Below are 21,874 nucleotides of genomic sequence, written 5' to 3'. Positions count from 1 at the left end.
CTACTGCGCCTTGTTCGGGCCGCCGCCGTTGGACGGCTTGTCGGTCGGCCTACCGCCCGAACCGGGCTGGGTGGGCGCCGCCGGGGTCGGGTCGGCACCGCGGGTGGGGGCGGTGGAGGGCGTCGGGTCGGTGGTCTGGGTCGGCCGGGTGCTGGCGGTCGCACCGGCCCCGCTGGGCGTGGACTCCGGAGCCTGGGTGGGGTCGGTGGTCGGGTCCTCCCCCGCGTCCGGACCCGGGCTCCGCTCGCCCGACGGCTCCGTGTCCCCGCCCTGCGGCTTCTTCTCGAGCGCCCCGTGGACATCGCCGACCTCGGGCACCTCCGGGCTGCCCACCGGCGCCGCGAGCGCGACCAGTCCGGCGAGCAACACCGAGCTGAAGGCCAGCACCAGTCCACCGCGCCGAGCGGCGGGCGCTGCGGCGGCGCTCCAGGCCCAGATCCGCTCCCGACGGCGTCGCAGGTCGGCGGGCAGGTCGCTGCGGATCGCCGCCCAGCTGTTGATGGGGGCCAGCAGGTAGCCGACACCCTGGAACGCGAGGAGCACGGCGATGGCGACGCCGGTCGCCCCGCCGCGCACGCCGACCACGAGGGCCATGACGAGACAGATCGACGCCGCGACGGTCTCCACCAGGTTGCCCCGAATCACGTCCCGCACCCGCGGCTGACCCTTGATCTTCGGCGTACGCAGGAAGGTGCCCTCGCGCGAGACCAGCCCGAGCCAGGAGGCCCGGGCGACGGTCACCCCGAGCGCCAGCCAGAGCCCGAACGCGCCGAGCGCGTCGCGCCAGGAGGCCCCGCTGCGCAGGCGGACCAGGGCGATCGATCGGGCCGCGCCGAAGAGCACCAGCGCGACGGTGGCGAACAGGAGGAGCCCCGAGAGGCGGCGTACGACCAGACCCCCACCCAGCATCAGGTCGAGAGCGCCCGAGATCAGGAAGAAGGTGAACAGCGCTCCGGCGAGGTCGCCGAACCACTGCAGCCCGCCGACGAGGTAGGCCCAGCGCTGCGCCAGGGTCATCTGGTTGTCCTCGGTGCGACGTCCGGGCAGCAACGAGCGCCAGTGCATGCGCAGGATCTGGATGCCGCCGAAGCACCACCGGAAGCGCTGCTTCTTGAGCGTCTCGAAGGTCAGCGGCATCACGCCGCGGCCGTAGGAGCGGTCGACGTGCATGCCGTTGTAGCCCATCTTCAGCAGCCTCAGCGACAGCTCGGCGTCCTCGGTGATGCACCACTCGTCCCAGCCGCCGGACCGGACCAGCGCGGAGGCGCGGATCAGTCCCATGGTGCCGCCGAAGATGGCGCCGTTGCGCTCGTTGCGAGACACCTGGCTGACGTCGAAGAAGTAGCCGTAGGAGTGGTAGAGCCGGCGGAAGTACGCCGAGACGTCCCAGTCCCGGTAGTCCTGCGGTGTCTGCACGAAGGCCACCGACTCGTCGCTGAACAGCGGGGCGTTGTGGGCCAGGAAGTCGGGGGCGACGTGATAGTCGGCGTCGACGATCCCGACGACCTCTGTGCGCGGGTTCATCCGGGTCAGCGCGTAATTGAGCGCCCCGGACTTGAACCCGGGCCAGTTGGCCAGGTGGATGAAGGTGACCCCGTCGTACTGCTCGCAGAAGTCCTGCACCGGCCGCCACAGCGCGGGGTCGTCGGTGTTGTTGTCGATGACCAGGATCTCGTACGCGTCGTAGTCCAGCTCGAGCATCCGCTCGAGGGTCTCGATGACCATCTCCGGCGGCTCGTTGTGGGTCGGGACGTGCAGGCTCACGAACGGGCGGTGCCAGCCCGGGTGGTGCTCGCCGCGCACCGGCCACCCGCGCCAGCGGCGCCGGGCGAGCACGTCGACCATCTCCCACAGGTAGCCCACGCCGATCACGAAGACGAAGACCTCCAGCACCCACAGCAGGCTCGACAGCGTCGTCGTCCACGCTCCGGGGTGGACCGTGACCGTCCACAGCCCCACGTAGGTCAGGTAGAGCAGACCCACGTCGATGGTGAGCGCCCAGGCGACCAGGCCGCGTACGTCCCAGTCCCGCGCTGCGGGCAGCCAGGCCAGCAGCGAGGCACCGAGGACGACGGCCCCGATCGCGGCTCGGACGGCGTCCTGACCGAGCAGCAGGCCGGCCCCGAGGGCGACCACCGCGGTGAGGGTCGCCGCGAGGACCGCGGTGCCCGCGGAGAGCGAGCCGGCACGCGGCGTACGGATGGTGAACAGCAGCACGGTCGCCGGGACCAGCAGGACCGCGGCGACCGTGAGGAGTGGGGGAAGAGCGTCGAGCACGACGCCACACTATGGGGGGTATTTTCTAGCCGAGTCCAGTCGGGCCGCTCTCGAGCAGGATCTTGAACGCCGCCTCATCGAGGATCGGCAGGCCCAGCTCCTCGGCCTTGGCGGCCTTGGAGCCCGCGCTCTCGCCGACCACGACGTAGTCGGTCTTCTTCGAGACCGACCCCGCGGCCTTGCCGCCACGGCTGATGATCGCCTCCTTGGCGCCGTCGCGGGAGAAGTCCTCCAGCGACCCGGTGACCACGATGGTCAGCCCCTCGAGCGTGCGGGCGACCGACTCGTCGCGCTCGTCCTCGAGGGAGACCCCGGCCGTACGCCACTTCTCGACGATCTCCTGGTGCCAGTCGACCTGGCGCCACTCGACGATGGCCTCGGCGATGATCCCGCCGACGCCCTCGGTGGCGGCCAGCTCCTCCTGGGAGGCCGCCCAGATGGCGTCCAGCGAGCCGAACTCCGTGGCCAGCGCCCGGGCCGCGGACGGGCCGACGTGGCGGATGGAGAGCGCGACCAGCACCCGCCACAGCGGGACCTGCTTGCGCTCCTCCAGGTTGCGCAGCAGTCCCAGCGCGTTGGCGTTGAGCACCCGGTCGCCGGCCCCGGCCTCCTTCTCGGCCTTCTTCGCGGCCCGGGTGAAGAACGCCGTGGTGGCGAGCTTGGCCTCGTCGAGCGAGAAGATGTCGCCCTCGTTGGTGATCACCTCGGCGGCCAGCAGCGCGTCCGCCGCCTCGTAGCCCATCCCCTCGATGTCGAAGGCACCTCGTCCGGAGGCGAAGAAGACCCGTTCCCGCACCTGCGCGGGGCAACCGCGGTGGTTGGGGCAGCGCAGGTCCTTGTCGCCCTCCTTCTGCTCGGCGAGCGTGGTGCCGCACGCGGGGCACTCGGTGGGCATCACCCACTCCGGCAGCCCCTCGGGTCGCAGCGGCAGCACCGGGCCGAGGATCTCCGGGATCACGTCGCCGGCCTTGCGGAGGATGATGGTGTCGCCGGGGCGTACGTCCTTCCGCTTCACCTCGTGGGCGTTGTGCAGCGTCGCGCGCTCGACGGTCGAGCCGGCGACCTTGGTCGGCTCCATGACGCCGAAGGGAGTGACCCGACCGGTGCGGCCCACGCCGACGTCGATGGCGAGCAGCTTGGCGTTGACCTCCTCCGGCGGGTACTTGTAGGCGATCGCCCACCGTGGCGCGCGGCTGGTCGAGCCGAGACGGCGCTGCAGCGAGATGTCGTCGACCTTGATGACGACACCGTCGATCTCGTGCTCGGTGACGTCGTGGCGGTGCTCGCCGAAGTAGCTGATGAACTCCTCCACCTCCGCGAGGGTCTTGAGCACCTTGACCCGCTGGGAGGTGGGCAGCCCCCAGGCCTTCAGAGCGTCGTACGCATGCGACTGGGCGACCGGCTGGAAGCCCTCCCGGGCGCCGATGCCGTGGCAGACCATCCCGAGCGCGCGGGTCGCGGTCACTCGTGGGTCTTTCTGGCGCAGCGACCCGGCGGCGGAGTTGCGCGGGTTGGCGAACATCGGCTTGCCCGCGTCGACCAGCGAGGCGTTGAGCTTGTCGAAGGCCTCGATGGACAAGAAGACCTCGCCGCGCACCTCGACCAGCTCGGGCACCGGGAACTCGTCGGTGCCGGTGAGCCGGTGCGGGATCGACTTGATGGTGCGTACGTTCGGGGTGACGTCTTCGCCGGTGCGGCCGTCGCCCCGGGTCAGCGCCCGGACCAGGCGGCCCTTCTCGTAGAGCAGGTTGATGGCCAGTCCGTCGACCTTGAGCTCACACAGCAGCTCGGCCTCGCCGGCGCCGTCCTTGGCGATCCGGGCGTGCCAGCCGGCGAGCTCGTCGAACGAGAAGACGTTGTCGAGCGACTCCATCCGCTGCAGGTGGTCGACCGCGGTGAACTCCGTCGAGAACGTGCCACCGACCTTCTGGGTCGGCGAGTCGGGGGTGCGCAGCTCGGGGAACTGCTCCTCGAGCTCGTTGATCCGGCGCCACTTCTGGTCGAAGTCGGCGTCGGAGAGCGTCGGCTCGTCGAGCACGTAGTAGCGGTAGCGAGCGTCCTCGATCTGCTCGGCGAGCTCCTGGTGCTCGTTCTTCTGCTCGGGGCCGGCGTCGGTCACGTCATCGTTCACGGGCACCATCTTGCCTGGTCCCGCCGACAATTTCTGACGCCATACCCACCCGGGCGTTTTCGGCGTTTCATCGACCCGAACGACACTCAACCCCCTCAATATCGACGCAACCGATCAACACCTGGGTGACGCGAGTCACGACAGAGGGTAAAGACGGCTACCTTCCCCCGCGTCGGGCAAGGCGGGCCGACACCAGTCCCCCAATGACCGCCTTGTGAGGTCTCCGTGTTTTCTCGGATCGTGGTGACGCTGTCGACGGCGCTCGCGCTGGTGCTGGCCCCGGTCGGCGCCACGTACGCGCTTGGGCTGGGGAGCGCCTTCTCCGACGCCGAGGTCGAGGTGTCGATCCTCGAGCAGTCGAAGGACGGCGTGGTCCTCAGCGTCCACGGCACCGACTACACCGGCAAGGATCCGGGCATCGAGATCGCCCTCAACCCGGTCGGCTACCGCGGATCAGGCACACGGAGCACCTTCGTCAAGTCGGTCGTGATCAACCCCGACGACCCCGAGGACTGGACCTACACGTTCACCCTCGACGCCGCGCAGGTCGCCCAGCTCGACCCCGGCACCGACTACCAGATCATGACGATGCGTGCTGGTGGGCGCGACCTCTACGACTCGGCCGATTCGCGGGCGGTGGACGTCCCCTTCGACTTCGACGCGCTCTCCGAGCCCAGCAGCTCACCGACCCCGGACGAGCCCTCGGACGACACCGGGTCCTCGGACGGCTCGGGCTCCGGATCCGGCTCGGGATCAGGCTCTGGCGGCGGTACGTCCTCGGGTCGACCCGCAGCCGGCGACTCCGGCGACGGCGCCGATGCCGGCTCCGGTGAGAAGCCGAGGAAGAAGGCGTCCAAGAAGCCGTGGAGCGCGCCCGAGGAGCCACCGACGGCCAAGGGTCTGAGCCTGACCGGGGTCGACGACGCCTCCGTGGACGCCGAGGACGTGATCCACGCCGAGGCCTCCGGCTTCAAGCCCAACGAGACCGGCATCAGGGTCGTCGTCTACTCGACCCCGCTGGTGCTCTCGACCAGCGTCAAGGCCAACGGTCGCGGCGTCGCGAAGTGGTCCGGCCGACTTCCCAAGGACATCGGCCTCGGCAAGCACACCCTCACCTTCCAGGGCTCGGTGAACCGCGGGATCTCCTTCGTCGTGACCGGCACGCCGAGCGACGGCGAGTGCGTCCAGAGCGGCTGCGGCCCGAAGACAGAGGCGCTCGAGCTGGCCGCACCGGCCGAGAAGGGCGGCGTCGGCCCGCTCACCTGGATCATCGTGGCCTCGATGATCGTCCTCGCGCTCGTGGCCAGTGCCGTCGCGATGCTCTCCGGACGGCGCAGGCGTGAGCGGGAGTGGGACGAGCCGGGCTACGCCCAGGCGCCGCGGTACCCCGCCGACCCGCGACAGGCGTCGGGACCCTACCCGGCCCACGCTCGCCAGCAGCCCCATCCCCGGCCCGAGCCTCCGCTCCCGCGCCGGCTGCCCGAGGGCCAGGAGCCGATCCGGCGCCAGCCAGGTCCTCGCCAGCCGGGACCGCGCCAGCCCGATCAACACCAGCCCGATCCTCGCCAGCCCGTTCCGCATCGGCCGAGCCACCGTCAACCGAGCCCCCAGCACCTGGAACCGCAGCACGCGGCTCCCCAGCAGCAGCCCGCTCATCGCCAGCCGCGTCCGCCCGAGTCGTTCGCACCGCCGAGCCAGCGGGGCCAGGCCTACGAGGGCCAGCGGGTCGCCGGGCGCTGATCGCGCTCAGTCGACCAGCGACTCCCCTCGGCTGGCGGTCTCGGCCGCAACCGTCGGCCACAGCGTCCCCAGCGCCACCTCGAGCCCGGACAGGACCGGGTCGAGGTCGTCACCGGGGAACGGTGCGGGCGCCTGCTCGCGTACGACCGCGCAGAAGGCCGGGAAGTCCCCCTCCGCCTCATGGCAGCGCACGGTCTCGGCCGACCCGTCGGTCCAGCCGTCGTAGCCGTCGGTGTCGCCCTTGGAGCAGGTGAGGGTCGTCGGGCACTTCCGCTTCCCGGCGGGCAGGTTCGGAGCATGGACCGCGGTGATCGTGCCGCCGCCAGGGGTGGTGCCGACGACGCCGAAGGCACCCTTGCCGTAGCCCGCGACGTCGGCCTTCTCGAAGGAGTCGACGTCGGCGTACGCCTTGGTCTCGAGCAGTCCCGCCGCGATCGCGCCGGCGGTCAGCGCGACCTCGTCGGTACCGTTGGCGCCTTCCGAGGGAAAGCCACTGACCTGCGCCTTCGTCATCTTCATGGTCGTCTTCGTGCCGAGGCGCGGGTCGGTGACCAGGGCGATGAGATCGTCCACGTTCACCTCGAGATCGAGCTTGCGGGGGTCGCCGGTGATCTTCTCGCCGACGTACGCGGCCCGGCGCTCCTCTCCCCCGGACGTGTGGGAGACCATCAGCTGACCGGGAGTGCCGTCGTCGGTGGCGACGTCCCAGGCGACGGTCGCCGTGCCGGTCTCGGCCTTCACCTCGACACAGCCGGACATGCCGTCGTGACACCAGGTCGAGAGCAGGTCGTCGTCGACCGGGCCGGCCTTGACCTCCAGCGAGTGGTCGTCTTCCCACAGGAGCACGGCGCCGACCTCGTCCTGCTCGAAGTAGAGGTCGCCGCCCTCGAACTCCTCCGGCTGGACGGGCACGCGCTGGAGCGTGATCGCCGCGATCGCCTCGGGCGTCGCGGGCTGGTCACCTGGCCGCAGATCGGCCGGGTCGATGCTCGCTGTCTGCGTCGGTCTGGGCTTCTCGCCCGCGTCGTCTGCCTGACGGGCCTCGTTGCCACAGCCGGCGAGCAGAAGAGCCGCGGCCAGAAGTGCCGTCCCCCATTTTTGCATGAGGGGACCCTACGCCAGGTGACGCGCGCTTTCGGTGAGGATTCGCAGGACGGTGCGAGCCCATCGTCCGTCGGCGCCGGCGAGGCCGCATGCGGGCGTCAGCACGATGTCGTGTGCAGCATCCAGCCCGAGCATGTCGAGCCACCGCTCCACGGTCTCGGTGACCGACTTGTCGGTGGGCGCGGGGCCCGCCGGAGAGATCGCGGGGACCACGCCGAGCGCGACCGTGTCGCCCGCCTCCAGGGCCGTGGCCAGGTGGTCGTGGTCGGCGGCGGTGAGCTGGGTCAGGTCGACGCTGATCCCCTTCGCGCCGGCCTTGCGGAGCAGGTCCAGCGGGGTCCCGGGTGCGCAGGAGTGCACCCACGGGATCGCGCCCTCCTCGGTGATCGCGCCGAGCACCCACTCCAGCGCCTGGGAGGCCTCGGGGAAGTCGATGCTGCGGTGCTTGCCGAACCCGGAGGCGGTCGGCACCTGGGCGTTGAGCACAGCGCTCAGCGCCGGCTCGTCGACCTGGACGACCAGCGTGTCCGCACCCGGGAGGCGGCGGCGTACGTCACGGATGTGGGTGCGTACGCCGTCGGCCAACGCCTGCGCCAGATCACGCCGGGCGCCGTGGTCGGCGAGAAGCTTGTCACCGCGCGGCCGCTCGACGGTGGCGGCGAGGGTCCAGGGTCCGGCGACCTGGATCTTGAACGCGCCGCCGCCGGAGGTGAGCGGAGAGTCCTGGACCAGCTCCTCGATGACGTCGAGGTCCTGGGCGAGCAGGCTGCGGGCGCGCCGGTGGTCGACCCCGGCGGAGCCGGAGGTGCCGGTCAGGCGCCAGCCCGCGGGCTGCAGGTCGGCGTCGAGCCCTTCGAGGACCGCCAGCGCCCGGCCGGTCATGTTCGCGATCGCGCCACGCGCGGGCAGCTCGGGAAGGTGCGGCAGGTCGGTGAGCTCGCCGAGCACGACGCGACAGGCCTCTGCGTAGTCCTCACCAGGCAGCGACCCGACTCCGGTAGCCCTCACGCGAGAGCCACCCGGCGGGTGTTGGAGATGGTGACCGAGCCGACGACGCGGGTGCCGTCGTAGATGACCGCGGCCTGTCCCGGCGCGATGCCGTAGGCGGGGTCGAGCAGCTCGATCTCGGCTCCCTCGGGGACCACGGTCACCCGGGCCCGGTGCTCGTCGCCGTGTGCGCGCAGCTGGACGGTGCCCTCGAGGACGCCCTCGGGTTCGCGTCCGGCCCACCGCGGCCGGATCCCGGAGAGGCCGTCGACGGCCAGGTGCTCCCGGGGCCCCACCGTGACCGTCCCGGAGACCGGCTCGATGTCGAGCACGAACCGCGGCTTCCCGTCGGGCGCGGGCTTGCCGAGGCGTAGGCCCTTGCGCTGCCCGATCGTGTAGGCGTACGTCCCCTGGTGCTCGCCCAGGACCTCACCGGTCTCGTCGACGATGGGCCCGGACTCGTTGGGGGCCCGGTCGCCCAGCTTCTCGCGCAGCCAGCCGGCGTTGTCGCCGTCGGCGACGAAGCAGATGTCATGGGAGTCCGGCTTGTCGGCGACGAGCAGGCCACGGCGAGCGGCCTCCTCACGCACCAGCGGCTTGGGGGTGTCGCCGAGCGGGAACAGCGAGTGCTCGAGCTGGGCCTGGTCGAGCACGCCGAGCACGTAGGACTGGTCCTTGCCGGCGTCGACGGCGCGGTGCAGCTCGACGAGCCCGTCGTCACCCGTCCGCAGCGTCGCGTAGTGGCCCGTCGCGACCGCGTCGAAGCCGAGCGCGAGCGCCCGGTCCAGCACGGCGGCGAACTTGATCTTCTCGTTGCAGCGCAGGCACGGGTTGGGGGTGCGCCCCTCGGCGTACTCCGACATGAAGTCCTCGACCACGTCCTCGTGGAAGCGGTCGGAGAGGTCCCAGACGTAGAACGGGATGCCGATCACGTCGGCGGCGCGGCGGGCGTCGTTGGAGTCCTCGATCGTGCAGCACCCGCGTGCGCCCGAGCGGTAGGAGGCCGGGTTGCGCGAGAGCGCCAGGTGGACGCCGGTGACGTCGTGGCCGGCCTCCTTGGCGCGGGCGGCGGCGACGGCCGAGTCCACTCCCCCGGACATGGCGGCGACCACTCTCATCGCTGCAACCCCGCAGCCCGGCCGCGCTCGACCGCAGGCCCGATGGCCGCGACCAGCCGGTCCACGTCCTCGGCCGTCGTGGTGTGGCCGAGCGAGAAGCGCAGCGAGGAGCGCGCCTGCTCGTCCGACTGGCCCATGGCCAGGAGCACGTGCGAGGCCTGAGGTACGCCGGCCGAGCAGGCCGCACCGGTCGAGCACTCGACCCCGGCGGCGTCGAGCAGCATCAGCAGCGAGTCGCCCTCGCACCCGGGGAAAGCGATCTGGGCATTGTTGGGCAGCCGGTGGCGGCCCAGCGGCGCGAGGGCAGGACCGTTGAGGTGGGAGTCCGGAACGACCGCCAGCACCTGCTCGACCAACTGGTCGCGCAGAGCGCCGACCCTGGTCGCGTACGCCTCCTGCTCCTTGACCGCGAGCTCGACGGCGGCCGCGAAGCCGACGATGGCCGCGGTGGCGTGGGTGCCGCTGCGTACGTCTCGCTCCTGGCCGCCCCCGTGGACCAGTGCGGTCAGCTCGAGCTCACGGCGCACGACGAGCGCACCGGCGCCCACCGGGCCACCGAGCTTGTGGCCGGTCAGGGAGAGCGCGTCGACGCCGCTGGTCGCGAAGTCGACCGGCACCGCGCCGACCGCCTGGACGGCGTCGGAGTGGACCGGGATGCCGTACTCGGCGGCGATCGCGGCGATGTCGGCCACGGGCTGCAGCGTGCCGACCTCGTTGTTGGCCCACATCACCGAGATGAGCGCCACCGACGCGGGATCGCGCTCGATGGCCTCCTGCATCGCGGCGAGGTCGATGCGGCCGGTCGCGTCGCACGGGATGAGCTCGACCTGAGCTCCCTCGGTCGACTCCAGCCAGTGCAGCGGGTCGAGAACGGCGTGGTGCTCGACGGTGGAGGCCAGGATGCGGGTGCGGGCCGGGTCCTGGCCGCGGCGGGCCCAGTAGGCCCCCTTGAGCGCGAGGTTGTCCGCCTCGGTGCCACCGGAGGTGAAGACGACCTCACCCGGCCGGGACCCGAGCGCCGCCGCGATCCGTTCTCGGGACTCCTCCAGCACCCGGCGGGCACGGCGGCCCGATGCGTGCAGCGAGCTCGCGTTGCCGACCAGTGCCAGCTCCGCGGTCATCGCCTCGATCGCCGCCGAGGCCATGGGCGTGGTGGCGGCGTGGTCCAGATAGACGGTCCGGGGGTTCATCGTCTACCAAGGGTACGGCGCAGCGGGTGTGCTCCACGAACCGCCGTCGACGGTCCCGGGCGAGCTGCCGCGCTACCTGACGTTCACCTCGGATCTCTAGGTTCGTGCCATGTCCCAGGGATTCCGCGAATACATCGACAACCTGATCACCGAGGGTCACACGATCGGCGAGGATCACGATGACGACCCCGTACTCCTGGACCCGGCCGGCAAGGCCGTCGACACCTGGCGCGAGAACTATCCCTACACCGAGCGGATCGCCCGCGAGGTCTACGACGAGCAGAAGTACCTCCTCCAGGTCGAGCTACTGAAGTTCCAGCGCTGGAACGACCGCGTCGGCGGCAAGCACGTGCTGATCTTCGAAGGCCGGGACGCGGCCGGCAAGGGTGGCACGATCAAGCGGTTCATGGAGCACCTCAATCCCCGCTACGCCCGCACGGTCGCGCTGTCCAAGCCGTCGGACCGGGAGTCGCAGCAGTGGTTCTTCCAGCGGTACGTCCAGCACCTGCCCACCGCCGGCGAGATGGTCCTCTTCGACCGCTCCTGGTACAACCGCGCCGGCGTCGAGCGCGTCATGGGCTTCGCCTCCGACGACCAGTACGAGCAGTTCATGCACCAGGTGCCGCTCTTCGAGCAGATGCTCGTCGACTCCGGCATCACGCTCACGAAGTTCTGGTTCTCGGTGGGACGCTCGGAGCAGCGGACCCGCTTCATCATCCGCCAGATCGACCCGGTACGGCAGTGGAAGCTCTCCCCGATCGACGTGCAGTCGCTGGACAAGTGGGACTCCTACACGGCGGCCAAGAAGGAGATGTTCCGCCGCACCGACACCGACTGGGCGCCCTGGACCACGATCCGTTCCAACGACAAGAAGCGCGCCCGCCTCAACGCGATGCGCTACTTCCTAGCCCACCACGACTACGACGAGAAGGACCCCGAGGTCGTCGGCACCCCCGACCCCCTCATCGTCCAGCGAGGCATCGACGCCGTCGGCGACTGATGGATCAGCCCGGCCACGGGATCCGTCTCAGGTGAGCCTCGATCGCATCGTCGAGCGCAGTCGAGCCGTCCCTCCTCAGCGGAAGAACCGATGCGTACGCCGCGACGAACGCTTCCCGCACGTCGACCGGTGTCGGCTCCCAGTCGTGGTAGCGAGTTCCGAGCAGGACGGCGGCCTGGGCGAGGTCATCGATCCGGCGACGGTAGCTCGCCTCCTCCAGGTCCAGGACCGCGGCAATCTTGCCGCCTGACCAGAGGATGTTCGCCGACCTGAAGTCGTTGCCGACCAGCTGGGCCGCGTGTGCCAGCGGCTCATCGGTAGGGATCCGCTCCGGGTAGTCGGCCATCGCGGCATGCATCCTCGCGAGCATCTCACCCGCAGCCCGGATCTGGACGGGATCGGTGACGTCCAACAGCTCCCCATCGACCACCCGCTGAAGCCCGAGCGAGAACCCGTCGACCTCCACCTGGACCCTGCCGTCCCGAGCCGCCTGCGGCATCGACACAGGTATCCCACGCTCGCCCAGCCACACCGTGAGCCGAGCGATCGCCGCCAAGCGCGCGAACACGCCCGGACGCATCGACCACTTGGCGATCATCCGAGAGCCGTCGACGACGAGCCACGCCAGACAGTTGGCATCACTGATCACCAACCGCTCGCACGCGGCCACCCTCAGCCCCCAGTGCTCGGCCAGTACGCCGGTCACCCAGTCCACCGCCTCGGTTGCGGAGGCGAAACCGAACCGCTCGATGAGCGTGGCTCCTGGGTCGGCCGACTCCCAGAGCATGCTGATCTTCGGCAGCTCTTCGGCTTCGGTCATGGGTCGAAGTCAAGCAGGCGGGTCTGGTCGTTATGAGGTGTCGCGTGGTGCTCGATCTCGATGGGCTGATGGCCGCCGACCCGTTACGGAGGGTGTTCTCGCCGGTTCCCGGAGTAAAGGACGGCCTTCGGCCGCCGGCTTCGCCGGCCGCTTCGCGGTCCTTGACACCGGGCTCCGCCGAATTTTGGCTGGCTATCGGGTCGGCGGCGGGGTGTGGCGCGAATTCATGGGTTGCGTACACGCTCGGGGACCGGCGTTGGTGAGTCCTCGAGACCGGAGGCCTCCTCGTGCTCTTACAAGACGATGACACCTTGTGAACGCTTCACAAGGTGTCCAGGATCATGGGTTATGACGACGCGACGCGTAGGGCGGACGCTGCTGCTTCAGCTGGCTACTGGCCATGCCCGTTTCAGGCGGGTCGCCTGGGCGGGCGAGCAGGGTCATCAGGTGGCGATTGATACGCCGCGGACTTGCAGCACCGCCAACTGCAGCGCCGGCCGGACCAGCACTGCCCGCCGCAGAGCATCGGCAGGTTCGCCAGCCGGCGGGAATGGCACGACAGGACGGTGGGTGAGGACGCAGTTCAGCGATCGACCCATCGTGGGCCCGGATGAGCACGGGCACGGCCACGCAGGCCAGCCCGGGGATCAGTCGGTTCGGGTGCGCCTGGCGAACCGGATCCGCCCATCCGGGAGCCGCTCATAGACGTAGTCGGGATCATGGATCCGGCGATGATCACTCGCACACAACAAGACCATGTTCGCCATGTCGGTCTTTCCACCCTCGGACCACGGTTTCAAGTGATGCGCCTCGGTCCACACCGCTGGCGCGTCACAGTCTTTGGCCTGGCAACACTTGTCCCGTAACCGGAGCGCTCGATGTTGGACCGGGTACGCCAACCGGGCGGTGCGGCCGAGGTCGAGGATCTCGGAGTCGGTGCCCAACACCACCGGGACGATATCTGCGTTGCAGGCCATCCTCCGGGCTTCGGCGGCGGTGATCTGCTCCCCGTCGAACCCGAGGGCGGCGGTGCCGAGGTCCTTGCGGAGGTCCTCGAGGCTCATGGTGATGAACACCGTGGTGCCGTGGCCACCGTGGCGGGGCAGGTTGTTGACGTCGTAGGTCTCGATGACCCGGGCGAACGCCTGGCCCAGCAGCCGGTCGTAGGGCGCTTTGCGGCCCTTGTCCTCGGCCGAGAGCTTCCTCGGCTGGGCCAGCGAGTCCAACAGGGTCCGCAGCCGCATCCCGATCGCACGGGAGACCCGGGCGTGGATGTCGATGGTGCCGTCGCCGTTGTCACGGGAGGAGAAGAAGGTACGCCGTTGGGCGTGCTCCTCTTCGCGCTGGAGCGCCTTGGCTTCGGCCTGCTCGAAACGTTCCGGGTCGATCTCGGCGAGGATCCGTCGTCCGACGATCTTCAACTCGTTCGCCGTCAGGCTGGTGGCGTAGTCAGCCAAGAGCTTCTCGGCCAGGACCAGGTCCTCACCGCTGGCGGCGGGGTCGGCCTCGATGGCATCGAGGGCTTGGGTGATCACCCGCGCTTTGTCCTGAGACACGACACCTTCGGCGAGGCCGTCAGCGACGAGGTCGTACTTGGTCACTGCAGCCGCGAGTTTGATCTGGGAGCGAGCCACGCCCTTGTCGACGAGCAGTTCGGTCCGCATCCACCCGGAGGCGTCTTTCGCGCCGGTCTCCTCAGCGATGTCGCCAGCAGATGCGAGCACTCGCAGCTTCAATGCCGCTTGTTGGGCTTGGAGTTTCTCCAGCCGCTCGAGGAGGTCCTTCTTCTGGTCCGTGCGCCAGTAGGCGGGATCGGTGGCGAGGAGGTCGTGGAGGGCGGTCTCGATGGCGGCCAGGGCAGCGTCGATCGCGTCGCCGGGGTTGGTGCCCCAGTGGTCGATCGAGCGGCCGAGACTCATCGCTGTCCTCTCCTCGGAGGTGTGCTGTGATGGGTCTGATTCTACGCTCACCATCCCGGTCTGGCTACCTATTTTCCCTGATCAAAGCCCGTTTTCGCGGTGATCGAACGATCTCGTATCTGTGGATGGTAAGTGGCCCGAAGGGCCACCCTCCCACCCCATCAACCTCACCCGTCCCAAGCAAGATTCCGCTGCGCCACACCCGGGCCGCCGCCCCGATAGCCAGCCAAATCTTTTCTCGATCTGGTCCGGGGTCCAGGACCGCCGAAGGCGGCCGGCGAAGCCGGCGCCCGAAGGGCGTCCTTGACGCCGGTCCAGATCGAGAAGACCCTCCAAGAACGGGTCGGCGGCCCACCCCAACCCCGAAAACACAGCACCCCACGAACCAGAACCACCCACGTACCCCAAAAAGAACCTGCCCAACCCCGAACCCAGCTACCGTCCAAAGGCATGAAACCCCTCGGCGACGTCCCCTGGCCCCCAGCGCCGATCCACACCGAGCGCCTGATCCTCCGACACACCAAACCCGAGGACAGACCGGGACTGGTAGAGCTCCTCTCGGATGAGCGAGTGCAGGCGTACCTCGGCGGCCCGCAGCACACCCGAGAAGAGCTGGAAGAGCTGATCCCGGAGGATCCGAACACCAGGCCCGGAATCTTCGCCGTCGAGCACGAGGGCGAGTTCATCGGAAGGATCACGGTCCAGCGCCGCGATCGGGCGTGGGCGCACCACGTACGCGAGGAGGGCGACGAGGTCGAGCTCGGCTATGAGTTTCTTAGGACATCGTGGGGCGCGGGCATCGCGACAGAAGCGACCAGAGCCGCGCTCGGCTGGATCGAGAAGACGCTCCCAGGCGAGCCGGTCGTGCTCACCACCCAGGTCGCCAACGAGCGCTCCCTGCGCCTGGCCCGCAGGCTCGGGTTCGTCGAGGTGGAGCGGTTCCTGGGCTTCGGTGCCGAGCAGTGGTTCGGGGTGCTCAAGAGCAGCTAGCCCGGCGGAGCCTCACTCCTCGGGAGTTCCGAGGTAGGCGACCAGCGCCAGGTGGTCGGAGCCTGGCACCTCGACCGTCTCCGTCGCCAGCGCGACCAGGTCATCCCCGATCAGGACGTGGTCGATCGCGGTCGACGGCGGAAGAGGTACGCCGGCGAACCCCTCGGTCGGCCAGGTCGGCTGCCATCCGGCGTTGCTGGCCCGGGCCGCGTCCTGCAGGTCTGCGTCGTCGAGCAGCCGGCGGACCGTGTGGTGGTCGAGCGAGGCGTTCAGGTCGCCCAGGACCAGGTCGGGCTTCTCCGCGGCCGCCTCCTCGATCATCAGCTCCTGCTCGGCCGGCCAGGATGCGAGCGTGGGCGGCGCCGGATGCGCGACGACGACCCGCCGCTCCCCCACGTCGGCGACCCACGATCCCATCTCCGTCGCGATCCGGCGCGACTTGGTGATCGGCTGGTCGGCGAAGATCATCGTGCCCGCGGTGCCGGGGGCGGCCTCGCCGATCCAGTAGGGCAGCTGGTCGCGCAGCGTCCTCGACAGCTTCGCGAACGCCTCCGGGGTGATCTCCTGGATGGCGAGCACGTCGACCTTGTGCGCACGCACCGTCTCGACCACGACGTCGGTGTCGCCCTTGCCCTCGAGGAGGTTGGTGGTCATCACGGTCAGCGGCTCACCGGCGCTGGTCGCGCGGGACCCCGCGTAGAGCGGCGCCTGCCAGGCCACGTGCACCGCCAACAGCAGCGCGACGACCCCGGCGACGACCGCGAGCCGGATCCGCCCGGGGCCGCTGGCCAGCCAGACCAGGACCAGGACCGCGACCAGGCACAGGGCGTACATCCCGACGCCGAAGGGCGCGAACGCGGCCAGACGCACCGCCCGCAGGTCCGTGCTCGCCAGCGCCCGGGAGAACGTGATCGCCAGCGCCGGCAGGCCACAGAGGACGAGCACTCCCCACGCCAGCGCCAGCGGCACCCACCGAGCTCGGCTCACGCCGCCACCTCCGTAGCGCAAGCGCCAGAGTACGGAGCCAGCCGCGTGAAGGGCTCGACGGTCGCTCGCTGGCGCTCGCTCATAGGACGACCAGGTCGTCGCGGTGGATGACCTCCCGAGCGTACGCAGCCCCGAGATTGGCTTCGAGATAACCCGAGGATCGCCCGGCCAGCCGCGGGATCTCGTCGGCGTCGTAGTTCACCAGGCCGCGCGCGACGGCCACGCCCGACGGGTCGAGGACGTCGACCGGGTCACCGGCATGGAACGCGCCGGAGGAGCCGGTGACCCCCGCGGCGAGCAACGAGGCACCACGGCGACTGATCGCGGCGACCGCCCCGGCGTCGACGGTGATCGAGCCGACCGGCTCGGTGGCGTGCTGAAGCCACAGCAGCCGCGCCGGGCGCCGCTTGCCGACGGAATGGAACAGGGTGCCGACCGGCTCGCCCGCGAGCGCGGCCTCTGCCTGAGCGGCAGAGGTCAGCACGACCGGGACCCCGTCGTCGACGGCGATCCGGGCGGCCTCCAGCTTGGTCACCATCCCCCCGGTGCCGACCCCGGCGGCGCCGGCCTTGCCGATGGTCACGCCGTCGAGATCGGCCAGCGAGGCGACCTCGTCGATCCGCTGCGAGCCGGGCTGGGACGGCGGCGCGTCGTAGAGCGCATCGACGTCGCTGAGCAGCACCAGCAGGTCGGCCTTGACCAGGTGGGCCACCAGCGCCGCGAGCCGGTCGTTGTCGCCGAACCGGATCTCGGAGGTGGCCACGGTGTCGTTCTCGTTGACGATCGGGAGCACACCCAGGTCGAGCAGCTTCGACAGCGTCGCGTCGGCATTGCGATAGTGGGCCCGCCGGTTCAGGTCATCGACTGTGAGCAGCACCTGACCTGCGATGATGCCGTGCCGGGCGAGCTCGTCGGTGTAGCGGTGAACGAGCAGCCCCTGCCCCACGCTCGCCGCCGCCTGCTGCTTGGCCAGCGCCCGCGGACGCTTGGCCAGCCCCAACGGCGACAGTCCGGCCGCGATCGCACCCGAGGAGACCAGCACGACCTCCGCCCCGGTGGCGCGGGTCTTGGCGAGTACGTCGACCAGCGCGCTGACCCGGGCCGGGTCGATGCCTCCCGCAGCCGTGGTCAGCGACGATGACCCGACCTTGACCACCACCCGGCGTGCCCCGGTCACGACCTCGCGCTGCACCGATCCCCCTCGTACGTCAGCCTTCACACTTCGCTGCGCCGGATCCTACCGGCGCTCGCGCCGGACGAAGCGCACGTTTCCGCTGGTCGAGCGCGCGCTACCGCTCCGACTCCGCCGACGGGTCGTTCTCGGCCCAGTCGCGGTCGGGGTCGTCCTCCCCGCCGATCTCGTACGCCACCGGGCCGGCCCCGTCGCGCAGCCGGCGGGCGACGTCGGCCCTGGCTTCGTACTCTTCCTTGGTCTCCATCCCGGCGTCGATCTCGCGCCGGCGGGCGGCAGCGGGGCGCTCCTCGTAGAAGCGCTGGTCCTCGCCGCGGCGGCCGAGCATCTCGGCACCGGTCTCGATCGAGGGGCGGAAGTCGAAGACGACCGCGTTGGCCGGGTCGCCGATGATGACGGTATCGCCCTCCTGGGCCCCGAGCTCGACCAGGCGCATCTCGACGCCGAGCCGGTTGAGGCGGTCGGCGAGGTAGCCCACGGCCTCCTCGTTCTCGAAGTCGGTCTGGCGAACCCAGCGCTCGGGCTGCGGGCCACGGACGAGGTATTCGCCGTTCTTCGACACCTTGACCGTGAAGCCGTTCTTGCCCTCGGCACCCTCGGGGCGCAGCACGATCCGCGTCGGCGGGACCACCGGGACGTCCTTACGCGAGGCGGCCACCAGTTCGGCCATCGCGTAGATCAGCTGCTGGGTGCCTTCACCCGAGGCCGCGGAGATCTCGAAGACCTTCATCCCGCGCTTCTCGAACTCGCCGATGGTCATCTCGGCGATCTCGCGGCCGTCGGGGACGTCGACCTTGTTCAACGCGACCAGCCGGGGCCGGTCCTCGAGGCCTCCGTGGCGGGAGAGCTCGTTCTCGATGACGTCGAGGTCGTCGATCGGGTTGCGGCCCGGCTCGATGCTCGCGGTGTCGATGACGTGGACGAGCGCGGCACAGCGCTCGATGTGGCGCAGGAACTCGTGACCGAGGCCGCGACCGTCGGCGGCACCCTCGATCAGGCCCGGTACGTCGGCGACGGTGAAGGTGATCTCGCCGCCCTTCACGACACCGAGGTTGGGCACCAGGGTCGTGAACGGGTAGTCGGCGATCTTCGGCCGGGCGCGCGAGATCGCCGCGATCAGCGACGACTTGCCGGCGCTCGGGAACCCGACCAGGCCGATGTCGGCGACGACCTTGAGCTCCAGCCCGATCTCTCGCGCCTCGCCCGGCTCGCCGAGGAGCGCGAAGCCGGGAGCCTTGCGCTTGGAGGAGGCGAGTGCCGCGTTGCCGAGACCGCCACGGCCGCCCTCGGCGATGACCAGCTCGGAGCCTGGGCCCACCAGGTCGGCCAGGACGTTGCCGCTCATGTCGGTCACCACGGTGCCGTCGGGGACCGGAAGCACCATGTCCTCACCGTGGGCGCCGTTCTTGTGGTCGCCGGCGCCCTGGCCGCCGTTGGGGGCCTTGCGCTTGGGACTGTGGTGGTAGTCGATCAGGGTGGTCACGTCGGGATCGACGCGGAGGATGATCGATCCGCCCGGGCCGCCGTTGCCGCCGTCGGGACCGCCGAGCGGCTTGAACTTCTCGCGGTGAACCGACGCCACCCCGTGTCCGCCGCGACCGGCCTCGACGTGGAGGGTGACGCGGTCGACGAAGGTGGGTACAGCCATGGCTCCAGCCTACCGACGGCACGCTCTACAGTTGCTATCCGCGATCCGCCCGCCCGCAGGCCTGCCGAGTCGGCGCATCTGATCCCGTGTCTCGCGAAGCGAAGCGAGCGAGAGGGATCGGATGCGCCGACTCGGCACTAAGTTTGAGCCCATGCGAGTAGGAACTGTGATGTGGCCGATCGAGGACTGGCCGGCGATGGGCGAGCGTTGGGTCCAGGCCGAGCAGCTCGGGTTCGAGACGGCGTGGGTCTATGACCACCTGGCCTGGCGCGGACACAGCCCGTGGGACGAGGCGTTCACGTCGATGGCGGCCGCGGCCGCGCTCACCTCCACGATCCGGCTGGGCACGCTGGTGACCACCCCGAACTTCCGTACGCCGATCCCGACCGCCGCCGCGATCCGCAGCCTCGACCGGATCTCCGGTGGCCGCGTGACGATCGGCATCGGCGCGGGCGGCGACGACCACACCTCCGACGGGGACGTGCTCGGGCGGGAGTTCACGCCTCGCGAGCGCGCCGACCGGTTCGCGGAGTGGACCCGCACGGTCGACCAGCTCCTGCGCGACTCACCGGTGACGATCGACGGCGAGCACTGGCAGACCCACGAGGTGACCGTCTCCCCCGGTCAGGTGCAGCAGCCTCGCACCCCGCTGTGGCTGGCCGGCAACGGCCCGCGCGGGATCCGGCTCGCCGCCGAGGTTGGCGACGGGTGGATCGCCAACCCGCAGAGCGACGACCCGAAGGCGTACGTCGCCCAGCGGCTCGACATGCTCCGTACGGCCTGCGAGAAGTCGGGCCGAGACTACGACGTGATGCCGAAGCTCTTCATGTCCGGCTTCACCGACGAGCCGTGGACCGAGTCGGCCGACGCGTTCGAGGACCTCGTCAGCTCCTACGCCGAGATCGGGATCACCGACATCGCCCTCCACTGGCCGCGGCCGGGTACGCGCTGGGAGGTCCCGTGGGACACCTTCGAGGCGATCGCACAGCGCGCGACGGAGCTCTGAGACAACCCAAAACCCGAAAGGGCGCTCCCCCAGCGGGGAGCGCCCTTTCGAAGAAGTGCTATCGACTCAGGCGTCAGCCGGAACGATGTTGATCACGCGGCGGCCGCGGCGCTTGCCGAACTCGACCGCGCCCGGCTGCAGGGCGAACAGGGTGTCGTCGCCGCCACGGCCGACGTTGGTGCCGGGGTGGAAGTGGGTGCCACGCTGGCGGACGATGATCTCGCCGGCGCTGACGACCTGGCCGCCGAAGCGCTTCACGCCGAGGCGCTGTGCGTTGGAGTCGCGACCGTTCTTGGTGCTTGCCGCACCCTTCTTGTGTGCCATCTTCTCAGTCCTTTAAGTGTCTCTAGAACGCCGGAATCAGGCGTTGATCGCGGTGACCTTGACCTGGGTGTACTTCTGACGGTGACCCTGGCGCTTCTTGTAGCCGGTCTTGTTCTTGTACTTCTGGATGATGATCTTCGGGCCCTTGGAGGCACCGACGATCTCAGCAGCAACCGAAGCCTTGTCGAGGCCGGTCGAGGTCACGTTCTCGCCGTCGACCAGGAGGACCACGGGCAGCGAGACGGCCGAGCCGTTCTCACCGTCGAGGCGGTCGATCTCGATGACGTCGCCGACAACGACCTTCTGCTGCTTGCTGCCAGCCTTCACGATCGCGTACACCGCGGTCTCCTTCATTGCTCCGAACTCAAAGTCTTGTGTCGACCCGCGGCAAGGCAGACCGGACCCCGAAGCGATAGGTGCCAGCAGATGCCTGCAGGAACGGCGCACTGCGCACGCCGAGATTCAATCTTACGTACGCGACGAGGTAGCCGCAAAACGCCGCGGCACCGTCCACCCGACACCGTCGCCACGGGCGCCTGCGGCATGGTGCCTCAGAAGGCCCCGATCGCACCAACCGGGCGCCCGGTTCGGCCCCAACCCCTACGAACCGGGCACGATTCCGGGCATGATGGCGCCCATGACGTCGACCGAACCGTCGCTCGCGAACCAGGCCCGGCAGGAGGAGATCCTGGCGCGCGCACGTACGACCGGCCGGGTGTCGGTGACCGATCTCGCGCCCGATCTCGGGGTGAGCGTCGAGACGATCCGGCGCGACCTCAAGGTGCTCGCCGACCGCGGTGTCGTGGAGCGGGTCTACGGTGGCGCGGTCGCCCTGGAGAGCGGCAGCTTCGAGACCTCGCTCGAGTTCCGCGCGGGCCGCGACGTCGACGAGAAGCACCGGATCGCCCGGGCCGCCCTCCAGCACCGGCACGGCGCGGAGACGATCTACATCGACGAGGGCACGATGCCGCAGTTCCTCGCCGAGGAGCTGCTCGGCCAGGGGCCCGCGACGATCATCACCCCCTCGCTCCCGGTGGCCACCCGTCTCTCCGCCGATCCGGACCTCACCGTGATCATCCTGGGCGGGCGGGTCCGCACCATCACCCGGGGCGTCGTGGACCAGTGGGCGACCCGGATGCTCGCCGATCTGGTGATCGACCTGGCCTACATCGGCGCCAACGGGATCTCCCGCGAACAGGGTCTGACCACCCAGGACCCCTCCGTTGCCGCGGTCAAACGCACCGCCATCGAACGCTCCAGGCGGCGGATCTTCTTCGGCGCCCACACCAAGTTCGGGGCCTCCAGCCTGTGCCGTTTCGCCGGCGTACGCGACTTCGAGCTGCTCATCACCGGCACCGAGCTGCCGGCGTCCGAGGCCCGCCGTTTCTCGGCACTCGGACCCCGGGTCATCCGGGCCTGAGATCGGGCGGCAACCGGGCGC

18 protein-coding genes are annotated in these 21,874 nt (G+C 70.1%); 5 read left to right on the top strand and 13 right to left on the bottom strand.

Annotated elements, in window-relative coordinates:
- Complete coding sequence (locus tag ABT304_RS15510; RefSeq protein ID WP_350716360.1) at positions 1-2,277, bottom strand: glycosyltransferase; 2,277 nt, start codon at positions 2,275-2,277, stop codon at positions 1-3.
- A 25-nt stretch (positions 2,278-2,302) separates the two neighbouring features.
- The gene (gene ligA, locus ABT304_RS15505) at positions 2,303-4,417 is read right to left on the bottom strand and encodes an NAD-dependent DNA ligase LigA (RefSeq protein ID WP_350716358.1); all 2,115 of its coding nucleotides are present in this window, start codon (positions 4,415-4,417) and stop codon (positions 2,303-2,305) included.
- A 234-nt stretch (positions 4,418-4,651) separates the two neighbouring features.
- Here ligA and ABT304_RS15500 point away from each other — a divergent pair, with 234 nt between their 5' ends.
- Positions 4,652-6,148 (top strand): hypothetical protein, encoded by a 1,497-nt coding sequence (locus ABT304_RS15500; protein ID WP_350716356.1) that lies wholly within the window; start codon positions 4,652-4,654, stop codon positions 6,146-6,148.
- Between the two features lie 6 nt (positions 6,149-6,154).
- Here the strand turns inward: ABT304_RS15500 and ABT304_RS15495 are convergent, their stop codons facing one another.
- The 4 genes from ABT304_RS15495 to ABT304_RS15480 are packed head-to-tail and all read right to left on the bottom strand — an operon-like array spanning position 6,155 to position 10,547.
- Complete coding sequence (locus ABT304_RS15495; protein WP_350716354.1) at positions 6,155-7,252, bottom strand: hypothetical protein; 1,098 nt, start codon at positions 7,250-7,252, stop codon at positions 6,155-6,157.
- Positions 7,253-7,261: 9 nt separating this feature from the next.
- Complete coding sequence (locus ABT304_RS15490; protein WP_350716352.1) at positions 7,262-8,260, bottom strand: uroporphyrinogen decarboxylase/cobalamine-independent methonine synthase family protein; 999 nt, start codon at positions 8,258-8,260, stop codon at positions 7,262-7,264.
- Positions 8,257-9,357: a tRNA 2-thiouridine(34) synthase MnmA gene (gene mnmA, locus ABT304_RS15485; RefSeq protein WP_350716350.1), complete on the bottom strand. Its 1,101-nt coding sequence runs from the start codon at positions 9,355-9,357 to the stop codon at positions 8,257-8,259. The genes ABT304_RS15490 and mnmA overlap by 4 nt, the downstream gene beginning before the upstream one ends.
- The gene (locus tag ABT304_RS15480; protein ID WP_350716348.1) at positions 9,354-10,547 is read right to left on the bottom strand and encodes a cysteine desulfurase family protein; all 1,194 of its coding nucleotides are present in this window, start codon (positions 10,545-10,547) and stop codon (positions 9,354-9,356) included. Before ABT304_RS15480 ends, mnmA begins: the two co-directional genes overlap by 4 nt.
- Positions 10,548-10,656: 109 nt before the next feature.
- Here ABT304_RS15480 and ppk2 point away from each other — a divergent pair, with 109 nt between their 5' ends.
- Positions 10,657-11,547, top strand: a complete 891-nt coding sequence (gene ppk2, locus ABT304_RS15475; RefSeq protein WP_350716347.1) for a polyphosphate kinase 2 — start codon at positions 10,657-10,659, stop codon at positions 11,545-11,547.
- A gap of 4 nt (positions 11,548-11,551) precedes the next feature.
- On the opposite strand, the gene ABT304_RS15470 is transcribed toward ppk2, so the two are convergent.
- Both ABT304_RS15470 and ABT304_RS15465 read right to left on the bottom strand, forming a co-directional pair.
- Positions 11,552-12,367 (bottom strand): phosphotransferase enzyme family protein, encoded by an 816-nt coding sequence (locus tag ABT304_RS15470; protein WP_350716345.1) that lies wholly within the window; start codon positions 12,365-12,367, stop codon positions 11,552-11,554.
- Positions 12,368-13,014: 647 nt separating this feature from the next.
- Positions 13,015-14,286 carry an HNH endonuclease signature motif containing protein gene (locus tag ABT304_RS15465; RefSeq protein ID WP_350716344.1) on the bottom strand — a complete coding sequence of 424 codons (1,272 nt, stop codon included), beginning with the start codon at positions 14,284-14,286 and terminating at the stop codon, positions 13,015-13,017.
- A 450-nt stretch (positions 14,287-14,736) separates the two neighbouring features.
- Between ABT304_RS15465 and ABT304_RS15460 the strand changes: the two genes are divergently transcribed.
- The gene (locus ABT304_RS15460) at positions 14,737-15,276 is read left to right on the top strand and encodes a GNAT family N-acetyltransferase (protein WP_350716342.1); all 540 of its coding nucleotides are present in this window, start codon (positions 14,737-14,739) and stop codon (positions 15,274-15,276) included.
- Between the two features lie 12 nt (positions 15,277-15,288).
- Here the strand turns inward: ABT304_RS15460 and ABT304_RS15455 are convergent, their stop codons facing one another.
- The 3 genes from ABT304_RS15455 to obgE form a co-directional block, all read right to left on the bottom strand.
- On the bottom strand, positions 15,289-16,263 hold the full coding sequence (locus tag ABT304_RS15455) for an endonuclease/exonuclease/phosphatase family protein (RefSeq protein WP_350716340.1): 975 nt from the start codon (positions 16,261-16,263) through the stop codon (positions 15,289-15,291).
- Between the two features lie 79 nt (positions 16,264-16,342).
- The gene (proB, locus tag ABT304_RS15450) at positions 16,343-17,455 is read right to left on the bottom strand and encodes a glutamate 5-kinase (RefSeq protein ID WP_350716338.1); all 1,113 of its coding nucleotides are present in this window, start codon (positions 17,453-17,455) and stop codon (positions 16,343-16,345) included.
- Between the two features lie 97 nt (positions 17,456-17,552).
- Positions 17,553-19,103, bottom strand: coding sequence for a GTPase ObgE (gene obgE, locus ABT304_RS15445; RefSeq protein ID WP_350716336.1), 1,551 nt, complete (start codon positions 19,101-19,103; stop codon positions 17,553-17,555).
- Positions 19,104-19,254: 151 nt separating this feature from the next.
- Between obgE and ABT304_RS15440 the strand changes: the two genes are divergently transcribed.
- A complete protein-coding gene (locus ABT304_RS15440) occupies positions 19,255-20,109 on the top strand; it encodes an LLM class flavin-dependent oxidoreductase (protein ID WP_350716334.1) in 855 nt (284 codons plus the stop codon).
- Between the two features lie 66 nt (positions 20,110-20,175).
- On the opposite strand, the gene rpmA is transcribed toward ABT304_RS15440, so the two are convergent.
- Together rpmA and rplU are read right to left on the bottom strand one after the other, a co-directional pair.
- Complete coding sequence (gene rpmA, locus ABT304_RS15435) at positions 20,176-20,433, bottom strand: 50S ribosomal protein L27 (RefSeq protein WP_141803598.1); 258 nt, start codon at positions 20,431-20,433, stop codon at positions 20,176-20,178.
- 36 nt (positions 20,434-20,469) lie between these two features.
- Positions 20,470-20,772, bottom strand: a complete 303-nt coding sequence (rplU, locus tag ABT304_RS15430) for a 50S ribosomal protein L21 (RefSeq protein WP_160024636.1) — start codon at positions 20,770-20,772, stop codon at positions 20,470-20,472.
- A 298-nt stretch (positions 20,773-21,070) separates the two neighbouring features.
- Between rplU and ABT304_RS15425 the strand changes: the two genes are divergently transcribed.
- Positions 21,071-21,853, top strand: coding sequence for a DeoR/GlpR family DNA-binding transcription regulator (locus tag ABT304_RS15425; RefSeq protein ID WP_350716332.1), 783 nt, complete (start codon positions 21,071-21,073; stop codon positions 21,851-21,853).
- Positions 21,854-21,874 lie beyond the last annotated feature (21 nt).

Origin of the sequence: Nocardioides sp. NPDC000445 (assembly GCF_040300245.1) — a bacterium.
Classification (GTDB): Bacteria; Actinomycetota; Actinomycetes; order Propionibacteriales; family Nocardioidaceae; genus Nocardioides.
Note: the sequence above shows the minus strand (reverse complement) of the source record. Positions and strands in the feature narration are given on the sequence as shown.